The sequence below is a fragment of the Pseudomonas sp. SMN11 genome (genome assembly GCF_052041945.1).
Classification (GTDB): domain Bacteria; phylum Pseudomonadota; class Gammaproteobacteria; order Pseudomonadales; family Pseudomonadaceae; genus Aquipseudomonas.
This window is the reverse complement of record NZ_JBKGGW010000003.1, coordinates 189,761-204,757: the sequence shown is the minus strand read 5'-3', so window position 1 is coordinate 204,757 and position 14,997 is coordinate 189,761. Positions and strand designations below refer to the sequence as shown.

Annotated in this window: 14 protein-coding genes; 3 read left to right on the top strand and 11 right to left on the bottom strand. The window is 62.7% G+C overall.

The window, feature by feature from the left end:
* Window positions 1–135: 135 nt before the first annotated feature.
* The 7 genes from ACLEJU_RS05080 to ACLEJU_RS05050 all read right to left on the bottom strand — a co-directional run bounded on the left by ACLEJU_RS05080 (window position 136) and on the right by ACLEJU_RS05050 (window position 8,028).
* Window positions 136–564: a GNAT family N-acetyltransferase gene (locus tag ACLEJU_RS05080; protein ID WP_435422050.1), complete on the bottom strand. Its 429-nt coding sequence runs from the start codon at window positions 562–564 to the stop codon at window positions 136–138.
* The gene (locus ACLEJU_RS05075) at window positions 557–1,723 is read right to left on the bottom strand and encodes a JmjC domain-containing protein (RefSeq protein WP_435422049.1); all 1,167 of its coding nucleotides are present in this window, start codon (window positions 1,721–1,723) and stop codon (window positions 557–559) included. The genes ACLEJU_RS05080 and ACLEJU_RS05075 overlap by 8 nt, the downstream gene beginning before the upstream one ends.
* 81 nt (window positions 1,724–1,804) lie before the next feature.
* Window positions 1,805–3,175, bottom strand: a complete 1,371-nt coding sequence (purB, locus tag ACLEJU_RS05070; RefSeq protein WP_103448071.1) for an adenylosuccinate lyase — start codon at window positions 3,173–3,175, stop codon at window positions 1,805–1,807.
* A gap of 189 nt (window positions 3,176–3,364) precedes the next feature.
* Window positions 3,365–3,991, bottom strand: coding sequence for a high frequency lysogenization protein HflD (hflD, locus tag ACLEJU_RS05065; protein WP_435422048.1), 627 nt, complete (start codon window positions 3,989–3,991; stop codon window positions 3,365–3,367).
* Window positions 3,988–5,112 (bottom strand): tRNA 2-thiouridine(34) synthase MnmA, encoded by a 1,125-nt coding sequence (gene mnmA / locus ACLEJU_RS05060; protein ID WP_435422047.1) that lies wholly within the window; start codon window positions 5,110–5,112, stop codon window positions 3,988–3,990. Before mnmA ends, hflD begins: the two co-directional genes overlap by 4 nt.
* 59 nt (window positions 5,113–5,171) lie before the next feature.
* Entirely contained in the window at window positions 5,172–5,612 is a 441-nt protein-coding gene (locus ACLEJU_RS05055) for an NUDIX hydrolase (protein WP_435422046.1), read from the bottom strand.
* A 190-nt stretch (window positions 5,613–5,802) separates the two neighbouring features.
* A complete protein-coding gene (locus ACLEJU_RS05050; protein WP_400719214.1) occupies window positions 5,803–8,028 on the bottom strand; it encodes an NADP-dependent isocitrate dehydrogenase in 2,226 nt (741 codons plus the stop codon).
* A 412-nt stretch (window positions 8,029–8,440) separates the two neighbouring features.
* On the opposite strand from ACLEJU_RS05050, the gene icd reads away from it, so the two are divergent.
* Entirely contained in the window at window positions 8,441–9,697 is a 1,257-nt protein-coding gene (icd, locus tag ACLEJU_RS05045; protein WP_159409684.1) for an NADP-dependent isocitrate dehydrogenase, read from the top strand.
* A gap of 72 nt (window positions 9,698–9,769) precedes the next feature.
* Here icd and cspD read toward each other — a convergent pair whose 3' ends face one another.
* Window positions 9,770–10,036 (bottom strand): cold shock domain-containing protein CspD, encoded by a 267-nt coding sequence (gene cspD / locus ACLEJU_RS05040; protein ID WP_435422045.1) that lies wholly within the window; start codon window positions 10,034–10,036, stop codon window positions 9,770–9,772.
* A gap of 230 nt (window positions 10,037–10,266) precedes the next feature.
* Between cspD and clpS the strand changes: the two genes are divergently transcribed.
* The gene (gene clpS / locus ACLEJU_RS05035; RefSeq protein WP_016488124.1) at window positions 10,267–10,629 is read left to right on the top strand and encodes an ATP-dependent Clp protease adapter ClpS; all 363 of its coding nucleotides are present in this window, start codon (window positions 10,267–10,269) and stop codon (window positions 10,627–10,629) included.
* 30 nt (window positions 10,630–10,659) lie between these two features.
* The gene (gene clpA / locus ACLEJU_RS05030; RefSeq protein ID WP_152955990.1) at window positions 10,660–12,930 is read left to right on the top strand and encodes an ATP-dependent Clp protease ATP-binding subunit ClpA; all 2,271 of its coding nucleotides are present in this window, start codon (window positions 10,660–10,662) and stop codon (window positions 12,928–12,930) included.
* Between the two features lie 169 nt (window positions 12,931–13,099).
* Here the strand turns inward: clpA and infA are convergent, their stop codons facing one another.
* The 3 genes from infA to aat all read right to left on the bottom strand — a co-directional run bounded on the left by infA (window position 13,100) and on the right by aat (window position 14,864).
* A complete protein-coding gene (gene infA, locus ACLEJU_RS05025; protein WP_002553999.1) occupies window positions 13,100–13,318 on the bottom strand; it encodes a translation initiation factor IF-1 in 219 nt (72 codons plus the stop codon).
* 101 nt (window positions 13,319–13,419) lie between these two features.
* Window positions 13,420–14,127, bottom strand: coding sequence for an arginyltransferase (locus ACLEJU_RS05020; RefSeq protein WP_435422044.1), 708 nt, complete (start codon window positions 14,125–14,127; stop codon window positions 13,420–13,422).
* A gap of 56 nt (window positions 14,128–14,183) precedes the next feature.
* Window positions 14,184–14,864 (bottom strand): leucyl/phenylalanyl-tRNA--protein transferase, encoded by a 681-nt coding sequence (aat, locus tag ACLEJU_RS05015; protein WP_435422043.1) that lies wholly within the window; start codon window positions 14,862–14,864, stop codon window positions 14,184–14,186.
* Window positions 14,865–14,997: the final 133 nt, after the last annotated feature.

Below are 14,997 nucleotides of genomic sequence, written 5' to 3'. Positions count from 1 at the left end.
GTAGGAGCGGCCTTGCGTCGCGAAAGGGCTGCAAAGCAGCCCCCTACTATTTGCAAGGGCAGAGATCTGGGGGGCGCTACGCGCCCCTTTCGCGACACAAGGCCGCTCCTACAAGGGGCGGTGTGGTGCTGAGGATCAGGCGCGCGAGTCGCGCACCATGTCCACATGCGGTATGCCGGCTTCGAGGAATTCCTCGCTGACTACGTGAAAGCCCAGGCGCTCGTAGAACGGCGTGGCATGCACCTGGGCACTGAGCATCTGCTGCTTCAGGTCACGGTTCTGCGCCTCGACGATCACTGCATTCATCAGCGCATCGCCGACCTTCAGGCCGCGCCAGTCCTTGAGCACCGAGACCCGGCCGATGGTGCCGTCTGGCAGCAGGCGGGCAGTGCCGATCGGGTAGTCGCCTTCCAGCGCCAGGAAGTGCGCGGCGCTCGGATCGTCCGAATCCCACTCCAGCTCCGGCGGTACATGCTGCTCGGCAATGAACACGGCTTCGCGGATACGGCGGATATCGGCGTTGTCCTTGTGCCAGTCGGCAAGGCGCACACGAATCTTATTCATTGGCGAATCCCAGGCTTCCTTGTTTGATCAGCTGCTGTACCAGCATAAGGCCATCTTCGTCCTGCAACCACTGCTCAAGGTTGTCGATGTGTAACGCATCGGCCGAGCATACCAGCTTCAGCAGTTCGCGCAGCTTGGCCGGCAGTGGGCAGCTGCGGCCGCTGGCGAACAGCATCAGGTCGTCGCCGAGTTCTGACCAGGCCATGCGTGCGCTTGGGTTGCGGATCAGGATGGCGCCGTCTTCCAGGGCTTCGACCAGCTCGTCCTCGTCCATTTCTTCACCGACCACCTGCTCCGGGTAGCGCGGCTCGGTCATGAACTGGCCGAACCAGGTCAGCAACAGGTCCTTGTCGTTGGTGTGCTTGTCGATCAGCGCCTTGAGGCGGTCGAGGGCGTCGTGCTGGATCTGGTGCGGGTCGCTGGCGGGTTGCGCGTCGGCATCGCTGTAGCGCTCTTCATCCGGCAGGAACTGGCCGAGGAAATCGGTGAAGTGGGTCAGCACTTCGGCGGCACTCGGGGCGCGGAAGCCGACCGAGTAGGTCAGGCAGTTGTCCACGGCGACGCCGTAGTGGGCCAGGCGCGGTGGCAGGTAGAGCATGTCGCCCGGCTCCAGGGTCCACTCGTCGCTCTGTTCGAATTCGGCGAGGATGCGCAGGTCGGCGTGCTCCAGCAGCGGGCTGTCGCTGTTGCACATCTGGCCGACTTTCCAGTTGCGCTCGCCGTGGCCCTGCAGCAGGAACACGTCGTAGTTGTCGAAGTGTGGGCCGACGCTGCCGCCCGGGGTGGCGAAGCTGATCATCACGTCATCGATACGCCAGCTAGGCAGGAAGCGGAAGTGCTCCAGCAGCTCGGCGACTTCCGGGACGAATTGGTCGACGGCCTGTACCAGCAGGGTCCAGTCCTGTTCCGGCAGCTCGGCGAAAGTGTCTTCGGTGAACGGGCCGCGGCGCAGTTCCCACGGGTGGGCGCCGTGCTCGAGGACGATACGCGACTCGACTTCCTCTTCCAGGGCCAGGCCGGCCAGCTCGTCGGGGTCGATCGGGCTTTCGAAGTCCGGGAAGGCCTGGCGCACCAGCAGTGGCTTCTTCTGCCAGTAGTCGCGCATGAATTCGCGGGCCGAGATGCCGCCGAGCAGCTGCAGTGGAGTATCAGGATTCATGTTCAACCTATTGAAAAAACGTAATTTTCGTCCGGGAATAAAAACGCCCGGCCAGGCCGGGCGTTGAACGCGACGGTCAGCTTAGATGCGTTTGGCCTGGGCTGCCGCGTTACCGATGTAGGTAGCGGGGGTCAGCAGCTTCAGCTCGGCCTTGGCGTCGGCCGGCATGTCGAGGCCGTCGATGAAGGTCAGCAGCGCTTCTGGCGTGATGCCCTTGCCACGGGTCAGCTCTTTGAGCTTCTCGTAAGGGTTCTCGATGTTGAAGCGGCGCATCACGGTCTGGATCGGCTCGGCGAGGACTTCCCAGCAGGCGTCCAGGTCGGCGGCGATGCGGGCTTCGTTGACTTCCAGCTTGCCGATGCCTTTCAGGCTGGCTTCGTAGGCGATGACGCTGTGGGCAAAGCCCACGCCCAGGTTGCGCAGCACAGTGGAGTCGGTCAGGTCACGCTGCCAGCGCGAGATCGGCAGCTTGCTGGCCAGGTGCTGGAACAGGGCGTTGGCGATACCCAGGTTGCCTTCGGAGTTTTCGAAGTCGATCGGGTTGACCTTGTGCGGCATGGTCGACGAGCCGATTTCGCCGGCCACGGTCTTCTGCTTGAAGTAGCCCAGCGAGATGTAGCCCCAGACGTCGCGGTCGAAGTCGATGAGGATGGTGTTGAAGCGGGCGATCGCGTCGAACAGCTCGGCGATGTAGTCGTGCGGCTCGATCTGGGTGGTGTACGGGTTGAACTGCAGGCCCAGTTCGTCTTCGATGAAGGCGCGGGCGTTCTGCTCCCAGTCGATCTGCGAGTAGGCCGACAGGTGGGCGTTGTAGTTGCCCACGGCGCCGTTGATCTTGCCCAGCAGCGGCACGGCAGCGACCTGAGCGATCTGGCGCTCCAGGCGGTACACGACGTTGGCCAGTTCTTTGCCCAGGGTGGTCGGCGAAGCCGGCTGGCCGTGGGTGCGCGACAGCATCGGCACGTCGGCGTGGGCGTGGGCCAGAGCGCGGATGGCGTCGGCGATCTGGCGCATCAGTGGCAGCAGCACGTCGTCACGGCCAGCGCGCAGCATCAGGGCGTGGGACAGGTTGTTGATGTCCTCACTGGTGCAGGCGAAGTGGATGAACTCGCTGACCTTGGCCAGCTCAGGCAGCTTGGCGGCCTGCTCCTTGAGGAGGTATTCGATCGCCTTGACGTCGTGGTTGGTGGTGCGCTCGATTTCCTTGACGCGTTCGGCGTGCTCGAGCTTGAAGTCGGTGGCCAGGCTGTCCAGCAGGGCGTTGGCTTCGGCGGAGAACGCCGGTACTTCGCCGATCTGCGGGTGGGCGGCCAGGCGCTGCAGCCAGCGCACTTCGACCAGGGCGCGGAAACGGATCAGGCCGAATTCGCTGAAAATGGGGCGCAAGGCCTGGGTTTTGCCGGCGTAACGGCCGTCTACAGGGGAAACCGCAGTGAGCGAAGAAAGCTGCATGGGGTGTTCTCGGACAGTCAGGCTTTTGGAAGGGCGCATATCATACATGAAAATTGCCTGTAGGAGCGGCCTTGCGTCGCGAAAGGGCTGCGCAGCAGCCCCGGCAATCTATGCTGGGACGGCGATTCTGGGGCTGCTGCGCAGCCCTTTCGCGACGCAAGGCCGCTCCTACAGGTCCGGCGTTTTTCTTCAGGACGGTGTGCGCATCATGTCGTACAGTTCGTTGAGCAGCTTGCGCCGGCTGAATACCAGCTGCCAGCGATGCCCGCCCAGCTGGCGCCACAGGCGCGCGGCGCGGATGCCAGCGAGCAGCAGGGCGCGGATCTTCGAGGCGTTGCTAGCCTGCTGCAGGAAGCGCATGTCGCCATGCACCTGGATGCGCTGGCGCAGGGTGCTCAGGGTGTCCTGGTACAAGGCTCCGCTGGAAGCGATGACATTTTCGTGAACCAGGCCGAAATGGTCGGCCTGGGACTGGATCTGTGGCAGGCGGTTGCCGATGGTGTCGAGCAGGTCGCCGCGCTTGTTCAGCTGGCGTTCCAGGCCGAGCATCGACAGCGCATAGCGCAGCGGCTCGCGCTGCAGACTGCTGGGGTCGCGCTCCAGGGCGCCGACCAGGGCACGGTAGCCGTCTCGCAGGTTGAGGTCGTCGCCGCCGAACACCTCCAGGGTGTCCTTGGGGTCACGTACCAGCAGGCTGCCAAGCATGCAGCCAATGTTGGCTTCGCTAGCCTGGCCGGTGCGGGCGATGCGGTCGACCAGTACGGCGGCCTGGAACACGCCGCCCAGGGCAATCAGCTGCTCCTGCAGGTTGCTCATGCGCGTGGGCTCCACGGCTCGGCGGTTTCGATCACGCCGCCGCCCAGGCACACCTCGCCGTCATAGAACACCACCGACTGGCCCGGGGTCACGGCGCGCTGCGGTTCGTTGAACACGGCGCGGTAGCCGGTTTCGGTCAGCTCCAGGGTGCATTGCTGGTCGCTCTGGCGGTAGCGCACCTTGGCGGTCAGCTGGCGCGGGCTGCTCAGGTCGATCGGGTTGACCCAGAAGATTTCCGAGGCGAGCAGGGCGCGGGAGAACAGCCACGGGTGTTCGTTGCCCTGGCCGACCACTAGCACATTGCGGGTCAGGTCCTTGTGCAGCACGTACCATGGCTCGTCACCGGCGTCCTTCAGGCCGCCGATACCCAGGCCCTGGCGCTGGCCGATGGTGTGGTACATCAGGCCGTGGTGGCGGCCGATCACTTCACCTTCGGTGGTCTCGATGTTGCCCGGCTGGGCCGGCAGGTACTGTTTGAGGAAGTCGCTGAAGCGGCGCTCGCCGATGAAGCAGATCCCGGTGGAGTCCTTCTTCTTGGCGGTGGCCAGGCCGTGTTTTTCGGCGATGGCACGGACTTCGGGCTTTTCCAGTTCGCCGACCGGGAACAGGGTGCGGGCAATCTCTTTGCCGCCGACGGCGTGCAGGAAGTAGCTCTGGTCCTTGTTCGGGTCCAGGCCCTTGAGCAGTTCGGTCAGTTCGCCAGTGTCGCGGCGGCGCACGTAGTGGCCGGTGGCGATCAGGTCGGCACCCAGCGACAGGGCGTAGTCGAGGAACGCCTTGAACTTGATTTCGCGGTTGCAGAGGATGTCCGGGTTGGGCGTGCGGCCGGCCTTGTATTCCTCGAGGAAGTGCTCGAACACGTTGTCCCAGTACTCGGCGGCGAAGTTGGCGGTGTGCAGCTTGATGCCGATGCGGTCGCACACGGCCTGGGCGTCGGCCAGGTCTTCACGGGCGGTGCAATATTCGGTGCCGTCGTCTTCTTCCCAGTTCTTCATGAACAGCCCTTCCACCTGGTAGCCCTGTTCCATGAGCAGAAGGGCGGAGACGGAAGAGTCCACGCCGCCGGACATGCCGACGATGACGCGGGTCTTGGCGGGATCTTTGAATGCTGGGCTGGTCATGGGTACCGGTGTGTATCAAGGGGGAAAAACGCCGATTCTATCAAAACCGGCGCGGCGCGTCAGTCACGCAGCAAGTCGAGGCTGTGCAGCGGGCCAGCGAGGTAGTCGTCGAGGCAGCGCGGGACGAGTTCGCTGCGCCAGCGGCTGGGGTCGGCCAGCAGTTCTTCGCGGGTCAGCCACACGGCGCGGACGATATCGCTGTCCAGGGCCAGGTCCTGGTGGTGGCGTACGGGGCGGGCGGCGAAGCAGATGCGCTGGTAGGTCACGCCATTGCTCGGGGCGGTATAGAGGTAGATGCCGACCACGCCGGTGAGCTCGACTTCCCAGGCAGTTTCTTCCAGGGTTTCGCGCAGGGCGGCCTGGGGCAGGGTCTCGTTGGGTTCGAGGTGGCCGGCGGGCTGGTTGAAGACGTGCTGGTTGGCTTTGAACTCTTCGACGAAGAGGAACTTGCCCTCGTGTTCCACGATGGTGGCGACGGTGATGTGGGGTTGCCAGTTCATTTGCGGTGTCCTTACAGATCTTGGGACCGCTGCGCGGTCCTTTCGCGACACAAGGCCGCTCCTACAGGTGATCGCGATCCTTTGTAGGAGCGGCCTTGTGTGGCGAAAGGGCTGCAACGCAGCCCCCGGAGGCCAGAAAGCACAAACCCCGGTGCGTGGCCGGGGTTTGTGCTGTTACTTCAAGCGAACCTTACAGGGCGGCAATGGCGCTGTTCAGGGTCTGGCTTGGGCGCATCACCTTGGCGGTCAGCGCGGCATCTGGCGCATAGTAGCCACCGATGTCGGCTGGCTTGCCCTGAACGGCGTTGAGCTCGGCGACGATGGTCTCCTCGTTCTCGGTCAGGGTCTTGGCCAGTGGGGCGAAGCGCGCCTGCAGGGCGGCGTCGTCGCTCTGAGCCGCCAGGGCCTGGGCCCAGTACAGGGTCAGGTAGAAGTGGCTACCGCGGTTGTCGATACCACCGACTTTGCGCGAAGGCGACTTGTTGGTGTCGAGGAACTTGCCGGTAGCCTGGTCCAGGGTGTTGGCCAGAACCTTGGCGCGCGGGTTGTCGTAGGTGTTGCCCAGGTGCTCCAGGGAAGCGGCCAGGGCCAGGAATTCACCCAGCGAGTCCCAACGCAGGAAGTTCTCTTCCACCAGCTGCTGCACGTGCTTCGGTGCCGAACCACCGGCGCCGGTTTCGAACAGGCCACCGCCGTTCATCAGTGGCACGATCGACAGCATCTTGGCGCTGGTGCCCAGTTCCATGATCGGGAACAGGTCGGTCAGGTAGTCGCGCAGCACGTTGCCGGTCACCGAGATGGTGTCCTTGCCTTCGCGGATGCGGGCCAGGGAGAACTTGATCGCGTCGACCGGTGCCAGGACACGGATATCCAGGCCTGCGGTGTCGTGATCCTTCAGGTACTGCTGCACCTTCTCGATCATCACGCCGTCGTGGGCGCGGGCCGGGTCCAGCCAGAACACCGCCGGGGTGTTGCTCAGGCGGGCACGGTTGACGGCCAGCTTGACCCAGTCCTGGATCGGCGCGTCTTTGGTCTGGCACATGCGGAAGATGTCACCGGCTTCGACGTTCTGTTCCAGAACGACCTTGCCCTTGCCATCGACCACACGGACAACGCCGTCGGCCTGGATCTGGAAGGTCTTGTCGTGGGAGCCGTACTCTTCGGCCTTCTGCGCCATCAGGCCGACGTTCGGCACGCTACCCATGGTGGTCGGGTCGAAGGCACCGTTGGCCTTGCAGTCTTCGATGGTGGCCTGGTAGATACCGGCGTAGCAACGATCCGGGATGATCGCCTTGGCATCCTGCAGTTCACCGGCGGTGTTCCACATCTTGCCCGAGTCACGGATCATCGCTGGCATCGAGGCGTCGACGATGACGTCGCTCGGCACGTGCAGGTTGGTGATGCCCTTGTCGGAGTTGACCATGGCCAGCGCTGGGCGCTCGGCGTACAGGGCCTGGATGTCGGCTTCGATCTCGGCCTGCTTGTCAGCTGGCAGGTCCTTGATGCGGGCGTACAGGTCGCCGATACCGTTGTTGGCGTTGAAGCCTACTTCAGCCAGGGCAGCGGCGTGCTTGGCCAGCACGTCGTTGTAGAACTCTTCGACGATGACGCCGAACATGATCGGGTCGGAGACCTTCATCATGGTGGCTTTCAGGTGCACCGACAGCAGCACGCCGGAGGCCTTGGCATCGGCGATCTGCTCGGCGATGAAGGCTTTCAGGGCCTTGCGGCTCATGGTGGCGCAGTCGACGATTTCGGCGGCCTTGACGGCGGTCTTGGCTTTCAGCACGGTGGTGCTGCCATCTTTGCCGACCAGCTCGATGCGCAGGCTGTCGTCAGCCTCGATCAGTGCGGCTTTTTCGCTGCCGTAGAAGTCGCCGTTGTTCATGTGGGCAACGTGCGACTGCGAGTCGGCAGCCCAGGCGCCCATCTTGTGCGGGTGCTTGCGAGCGTAGTTTTTGACCGACAGCGGCGCGCGGCGGTCGGAGTTGCCTTCGCGCAGTACCGGGTTCACGGCCGAGCCCTTGATGCGGTCGTAGCGGGCGCGGGATTCTTTCTCGGCCTCGGTGGACGGCTCGTCGGCGTAGTCAGGGATGTTGAAGCCCTTGCCTTGCAGTTCCTTGATCGCGGCCTTGAGCTGCGGTACCGAGGCGCTGATGTTCGGCAGCTTGATGATGTTGGCTTCAGGGGTGGTAGCCAGCTGGCCCAGTTCCGCCAGGTGATCGCCTACTTGCTTCTCTGCGCCCAGTTGCTCCGGGAAGGCGGCGAGGATACGGCCAGCCAGGGAGATGTCGCGAGTTTCGACGGCGATGTCAGCGGAAGCGGTGAAGGCTTCGACGATCGGCAGCAGCGAGTAGGTGGCGAGGGCGGGGGCTTCGTCGGTGAAGGTATAGATGATCTTGGAACGGGTGGGCATGCGGGTTAACTCTCTGTGTGCTGAGCGTGCTCGAGTCTCGTGTTGCGCAGGGTAGGCGCATCGCCCTGGCAACGCCATGAGCGGAAAGTCGAGAGGCTGCGAGCGGTGATGGTGGATGCATCAGTCGAGCGTCAATGCTGGGCTGCGGTAACAACCCAGACTTAAGGCCATTCATGGCCAAGGGCGGTCCGCATTTTCCTGGGATTCGCCCCGATGACCCTTCGGTCGCGGCGGAGTATACCAAACCATTTGGGCTAATCAGCAAGGCGAAGTGACATCGGCGCCATTTATAAGACCAAAGACGTAGGGGCAATGTGGTGTATTGCCGCACTGCTTGCAGGTCAGCGGATGTGGTTTAGGCTCAGTGGATCGCACGATGTCCAATCACACCCGACAGCGGAGTAGTGCAAGCATGGGATACCAGAAAATCAAGGTTCCGACCGACGGCACCAAGATCACCGTCAATGCAGACCATTCGCTCAACGTTCCTGACAACCCGATCATTCCTTATATCGAAGGCGACGGGATTGGCGTCGATGTCTCGCCGGTGATGATCAAGGTGGTCGATGCCGCCGTGCAGAAGGCCTACGGCGGCAAGCGCAAGATCGCCTGGATGGAGGTGTATGCCGGCGAGAAGGCCACTCAGGTGTATGACCAGGACACCTGGCTGCCCCAGGAGACCTTGGACGCGGTGAAAGACTACGTGGTTTCGATCAAAGGCCCGTTGACCACGCCGGTCGGCGGCGGCATCCGTTCGCTCAATGTAGCGCTGCGCCAGCAGCTCGACCTGTATGTGTGCCTGCGCCCGGTGCTGTGGTTCCAGGGGGTGCCGAGCCCGGTGAAGAAGCCTGGTGACGTCGACATGGTGATCTTCCGCGAGAACTCCGAAGACATCTATGCCGGTATCGAGTGGAAGGCCGGCTCGCCCGAGGCGAACAAGGTGATCAAGTTCCTCAAGGAGGAAATGGGCGTCACCAAGATCCGCTTCGACCAGGACTGCGGCATCGGCGTCAAGCCGGTCTCCCGCGAGGGCACCAAGCGCCTGGTGCGCAAGGCCCTGCAGTACGTGGTGGACAACGACCGCGAGTCGCTGACCCTGGTGCACAAGGGCAACATCATGAAGTTCACCGAAGGGGCCTTCAAGGACTGGGGCTATGAAGTGGCTCGTGACGAGTTCGGTGCCGAGCTGCTCGATGGCGGCCCATGGATGAAGTTCAAGAACCCGAAAACCGGCCGCGAGGTGATCGTCAAGGATGCCATCGCCGACGCCATGCTCCAGCAGATCCTGCTGCGCCCGGCCGAGTATGACGTGATTGCCACCCTCAACCTCAACGGTGACTACCTGTCCGACGCCCTGGCGGCGGAGGTGGGCGGCATCGGTATCGCGCCGGGTGCCAACCTGTCCGATACCGTGGCCATGTTCGAGGCTACCCACGGCACTGCGCCCAAGTATGCCGGGCAGGACAAGGTCAATCCAGGCTCGGTGATTTTGTCGGCGGAGATGATGCTGCGGCACATGGGCTGGACCGAGGCGGCCGACCTGATCATCAAGGGCACCAATGGCGCGATTGCGGCCAAGACTGTGACCTACGACTTCGAGCGTTTGATGGACGGCGCTACGTTAGTGGGCAGCTCGGGCTTTGGTGATGCGATGATCAAGCATATGTGAGGCAATTAAAAACCGGCCGCTTCTGCTGAAGAAGCGGCCGGTTCTTACGTTTACCGGCAGAGAGCAGGGTGGTCAGGCTTGCACGGTCTCGCCCTCGGACTGGCCTACAGCTTTGGCGGCTGCTGCGGCGGCTGCTGCGGTGTCCTTGATATTGACCGCATGCAGACCTTTGGGGCCCTGGATGATGTCGAATTCCACGGACTGGCCGGCCTTGAGCGTCTTGTATCCGTCCATCTGCACCGCTGAATAATGCGCGAACAGATCCTCGGTTTTACCCTCCTCATTGACGAATCCGTAGCCCTTGGCATTGTTGAACCACTTGACTTTACCGCTTGCCATCCCTATGTCCCTCTGCAAAGGACTCCATCACTGGAGTATCATCCACTTCATCCGCATACGAACCATGCGAAAAATCTGGTTGACTGCGCGGATCTTTATCGACCACGGTGGGTTCTTATTGGTTGTAACACCGTTTTGCCGATAGTCAAGGTCAGGTGGCGCGTGCGCCAGCGGCCGCAATTGCAGTCAACCCACAACCTTAACCTGACGCTCATGATGAAATTCTTTCCATGCATGCACCCAGTGAGATTCGACTAACATTCAATCAGGATCGCCCGCAAACGAACGAGGACGACGGCTCAGGTCTTGCCGTTCAGGAAGCCAAGCCGATCCTGCAGGCACCACCGATGTACAAGGTGGTTTTGTTCAACGATGACTACACGCCGATGGATTTCGTCGTCGAAGTGCTCGAAACGTTCTTCAGTCTGAACCGCGAGCTGGCGACCAAGATCATGCTGACCGTCCATACCGAGGGGCGGGCAGTGTGCGGATTGTTTACCCGTGACATCGCCGAAACAAAGGCCATGCAGGTCAACCAATACGCCAGGGAAAGCCAGCATCCGCTACTCTGTGAAATCGAGAAGGACGGTTAATCGCCGACCACTTGGGTATGAGGTGAAGCTATGTTAAACCGCGAGCTCGAAGTCACCCTCAATCTTGCCTTCAAGGAGGCTCGTTCGAAACGTCATGAATTCATGACCGTCGAACATCTGCTGCTGGCACTCCTTGACAATGAGGCTGCTGCGACCGTTCTGCGCGCCTGTGGCGCCAATCTCGACAAACTCAAGCACGACCTGCAAGAGTTCATCGACTCCACTACACCCCTGATCCCCGTCAACGACGAAGACCGCGAAACCCAGCCGACCCTGGGCTTCCAGCGTGTGCTGCAACGTGCCGTGTTCCATGTGCAGAGCTCCGGCAAGCGCGAAGTTACCGGCGCCAATGTGCTGGTGGCGATCTTCAGCGAACAGGAAAGCCAGGCTGTGTTCCTGCTCAAGCAGCAGAGCGTGGCCCGTATCGACGTGGTCAACTACATCGCCCACGGCATCTCTAAGGTGCCGGGCCATGGTTCGCATTCCGAAAGCGACCAGGAAATGCAGGACGAAGAAGGTGGCGAAACCTCCTCTTCGAGCAACCCACTGGACGCCTACGCCAGCAACCTGAACGAGCTGGCCCGTGCCGGCCGTATCGACCCGCTGGTGGGGCGCGAGCAGGAAGTCGAACGCGTGGCGCAGATTCTGGCCCGCCGGCGCAAGAACAACCCGCTGCTGGTCGGTGAGGCCGGCGTCGGCAAGACCGCGATCGCCGAAGGCCTGGCCAAGCGTATCGTCGACGGCCAGGTGCCTGACCTGCTGGCGCAGAGCGTGGTCTATTCGCTGGACCTCGGTGCACTGCTGGCCGGTACCAAGTACCGCGGTGATTTCGAAAAGCGCTTCAAGGCGCTGCTCGGTGAGCTGAAGAAGCGCCCGCAAGCGATTCTGTTCATCGACGAGATCCACACCATCATCGGTGCCGGCGCGGCGTCGGGTGGGGTGATGGATGCGTCCAACCTGCTCAAGCCGCTGCTGTCGTCAGGCGAGATTCGTTGCATCGGTTCAACCACCTTCCAGGAATTCCGCGGCATCTTCGAGAAGGACCGTGCCCTGGCGCGGCGCTTCCAGAAGGTCGATGTCAGCGAGCCATCGGTGGAAGACACCGTCGGTATCCTGCGCGGGCTGAAAGGCCGCTTCGAGAGCCACCACAACATCGAGTACAGCGACGAGGCCCTGCGCGCCGCCGCCGAACTGGCCTCGCGCTACATCAATGACCGGCACATGCCGGACAAGGCCATCGACGTGATCGACGAGGCGGGTGCCTATCAGCGCCTGCAGCCCGAGGCCAATCGTGTCAAGCGCATCGATGTGCCGCAGGTCGAGGACATTGTCGCCAAGATTGCGCGGATTCCGCCGAAGCACGTCACCAGTTCCGACAAGGAGCTGCTGCGTAACCTCGAGCGCGACCTGAAGCTGACCGTGTTCGGCCAGGATCAGGCCATCGACTCGCTGGCCACCGCCATCAAGCTGTCCCGGGCCGGCCTCAAGTCGCCGGACAAGCCGGTCGGTTCGTTCCTGTTCGCCGGCCCGACCGGTGTGGGCAAGACCGAAGCAGCGCGGCAGCTGGCCAAGGCGTTGGGCGTCGAACTGGTGCGCTTCGACATGTCCGAGTACATGGAGCGCCACACCGTGTCGCGCCTGATCGGTGCGCCGCCTGGCTACGTTGGCTTCGACCAGGGCGGTCTGCTGACCGAGGCCATCACCAAGCAACCGCACTGCGTGCTGCTGCTCGACGAAATCGAGAAGGCCCACCCGGAAGTCTTCAACCTGCTGCTGCAGGTGATGGACCACGGCACCCTGACCGACAACAACGGGCGCAAGGCCGACTTCCGTAACGTGATCCTGATCATGACCACCAACGCCGGTGCCGAAACGGCCGCGCGGGCCTCGATCGGCTTCACCCATCAGGACCACGCGTCCGATGCCATGGAAGTCATCCGCAAGAGCTTCACGCCGGAGTTCCGCAACCGTCTGGACACCATCATCCAGTTTGGCCGCCTGAGCACCGAGACGATCAAGAGCATCGTCGACAAGTTCCTCATCGAGCTTCAGGCGCAGCTGGAAGACAAGCGTGTGCTGCTGGAAGTCAGTGATGCCGCTCGCGGCTGGCTGGCGGTTTCCGGCTACGACGTGCAGATGGGCGCACGGCCGATGGCGCGGCTTATCCAGGACAAGATCAAGCGGCCGCTGGCCGAGGAGATCCTGTTTGGCGAACTGGCCGAGCACGGTGGCGTGGTGCACGTCGACCTCCGCGATGGCGAACTGGTGTTCGACTTCGAGACCACGGCTGAGGTTGCGTGACAGTGGGGCCGCTTTGCGGCCCTTTCGGGACACAAGGCCGCTCCTGCAGGGAAATGCGTACCCCCTGTAGGAGCGGCCTTGTGTCGCGAAAGGGCTGCAAAGCAGCCCCCTACAATCTGACAGGCACAAAAAAGCCCGGCACATGGCCGGGCTTTTTCATGGCTAGAGCTTAGCGCGCACGGTAAGTGATGCGGCCCTTGCTCAGGTCGTATGGCGTCAGTTCGACGCGGACCTTGTCGCCAGTGAGAATACGGATGTAGTTCTTGCGCATCTTTCCGGAGATGTGCGCGGTTACGACGTGCCCGTTTTCCAACTCCACGCGGAACATGGTGTTGGGCAGGGTGTCGACGACAGTACCTTCCATTTCGAAGCTGTCTTCTTTCGACATGCAGTAGAGCCCTCGGATCCAGTGTTGGCCCGACGCATAACCGCACCGGGCAAAAAAGTGGCGTGGATTATGCCCGAAAACTGTGTGTCAAGCCAATGCTTTCAGTTGAGGGTGACCCAGCGCTGGTTTATCAACAACTCGATAGGCCGATACTGCGTCTTGTAGTTCATTTTCTTGCAGTTCTTGATCCAGTAACCCAGGTACACCGCCTCCAGGTCCTGGCGCAGGGCTTCGGTGATCTGCCAGAGGATGGCAAAGCGCCCGAGGCTGCGGCGTTCTTCGTCAGGCTCGTAGAAGGTGTACACCGCCGACAGGCCGTTGGGCAGCAGGTCGCAGACGGCGACTGCCAGTAGGCGGCCCTTCAGGCGGAACTCGTAGAACCAGCAGAACGGCAGGTCGCGGACCAGGAAGGTGGAAAACTGGTCGCGGCTCGGCGGGTACATGTCGCCATCGGCGTGGCGGGTTTCGATGTAGCGCCGGTACAGGTCGAAATATTCTTCCTTGAACGCAGGGCGGGCGGCCGTCACGGTCAGGTCGGCGTTGCGCTTGAGGATGCGCCGCTGCTGGCGGTTGGGGATGAAACGCGCGGCGGGGATGCGCGCCGGTACGCAGGCATTGCAGTTCTGGCAGTGCGGGCGGTACAGGTGGTCGCCGCTGCGGCGAAAGCCCATTTCCGACAGGTCGGCATACACATGCACGTCCATCGGCTGGCTGGGGTCGAGGAACAGCGTGGTGGCCTGTTCGTCGGGCAGGTAGCTGCAGGAGTGGGGTTGAGTGGCATAGAACTTCAACCGCGCCAACTCTGTCATGATCAACCCCCTCGGTGAGACTTTGCTTTAAGTGTAAGCCAGCTGGCAGAACTCGCCTAGCAAACCCAGGTGGCGCTGTTGGGCTGGTCGAGGTGGCGTGCCAGGTAGTCGGTGAAGCGGGCGCGGCTGATGGCGCGGGCGCCAAGGCTGTGCAGGTGGTTGGTCGGCATCTGGCAGTCGATCAGCACGAAGCCGGCCTGGCGCAAATGTTCGACCAGCGTCACGAAACCGACCTTGGAGGCATTGTCGGCGCGGCTGAACATCGATTCGCCGAAGAACAGCTGGCCGATGGCCAGGCCATACAGGCCGCCGACCAGCTCGCCGCCCTCGCGTACTTCCACCGAGTGGGCGATGCCGCGTCGGTGCAGCTCGCAGTAGGCATTGCGCATGGTGTCGGTGATCCAGGTGCCGTCGGCGTAGTCGCGTGGTGCCGCGCAGGCTGCAATCACCGCCGGGAAGTCGGTGTCGAAGCTGACCTGGTAGCGGCCCTGGCGCATCAGCTTGGCCAGCGAGCGCGAGACGTGCAGTTCGTCCGGGAACAGCACCGTGCGCGGGTCGGGTGACCACCAGAGGATCGGCTGGCCGTCCTGGTACCAGGGGAAGCAGCCATGCCGGTAGGCGTGCTCCAGGCGCTCGGGGCTCAGGTCGCCCCCAGCGGCGAGCAGGCCGTTGGGGTCGTGCAGGGCCTTTTCCAGGGGCGGGAAGGTCAGCGAGTCGCGGGTTAGCCAGGTGAGCATGGTCTATCGTGCGGTGGGGGAGGGGAGAGGGCAGCATGGCGCGCAGGGCTTGCGGGGTCAATGCTGGCAGGGTCAAGAGTCATTGACGGGCAGCAGAATAGGCAATTTCCTACACATTCATGAAAGCATAGGC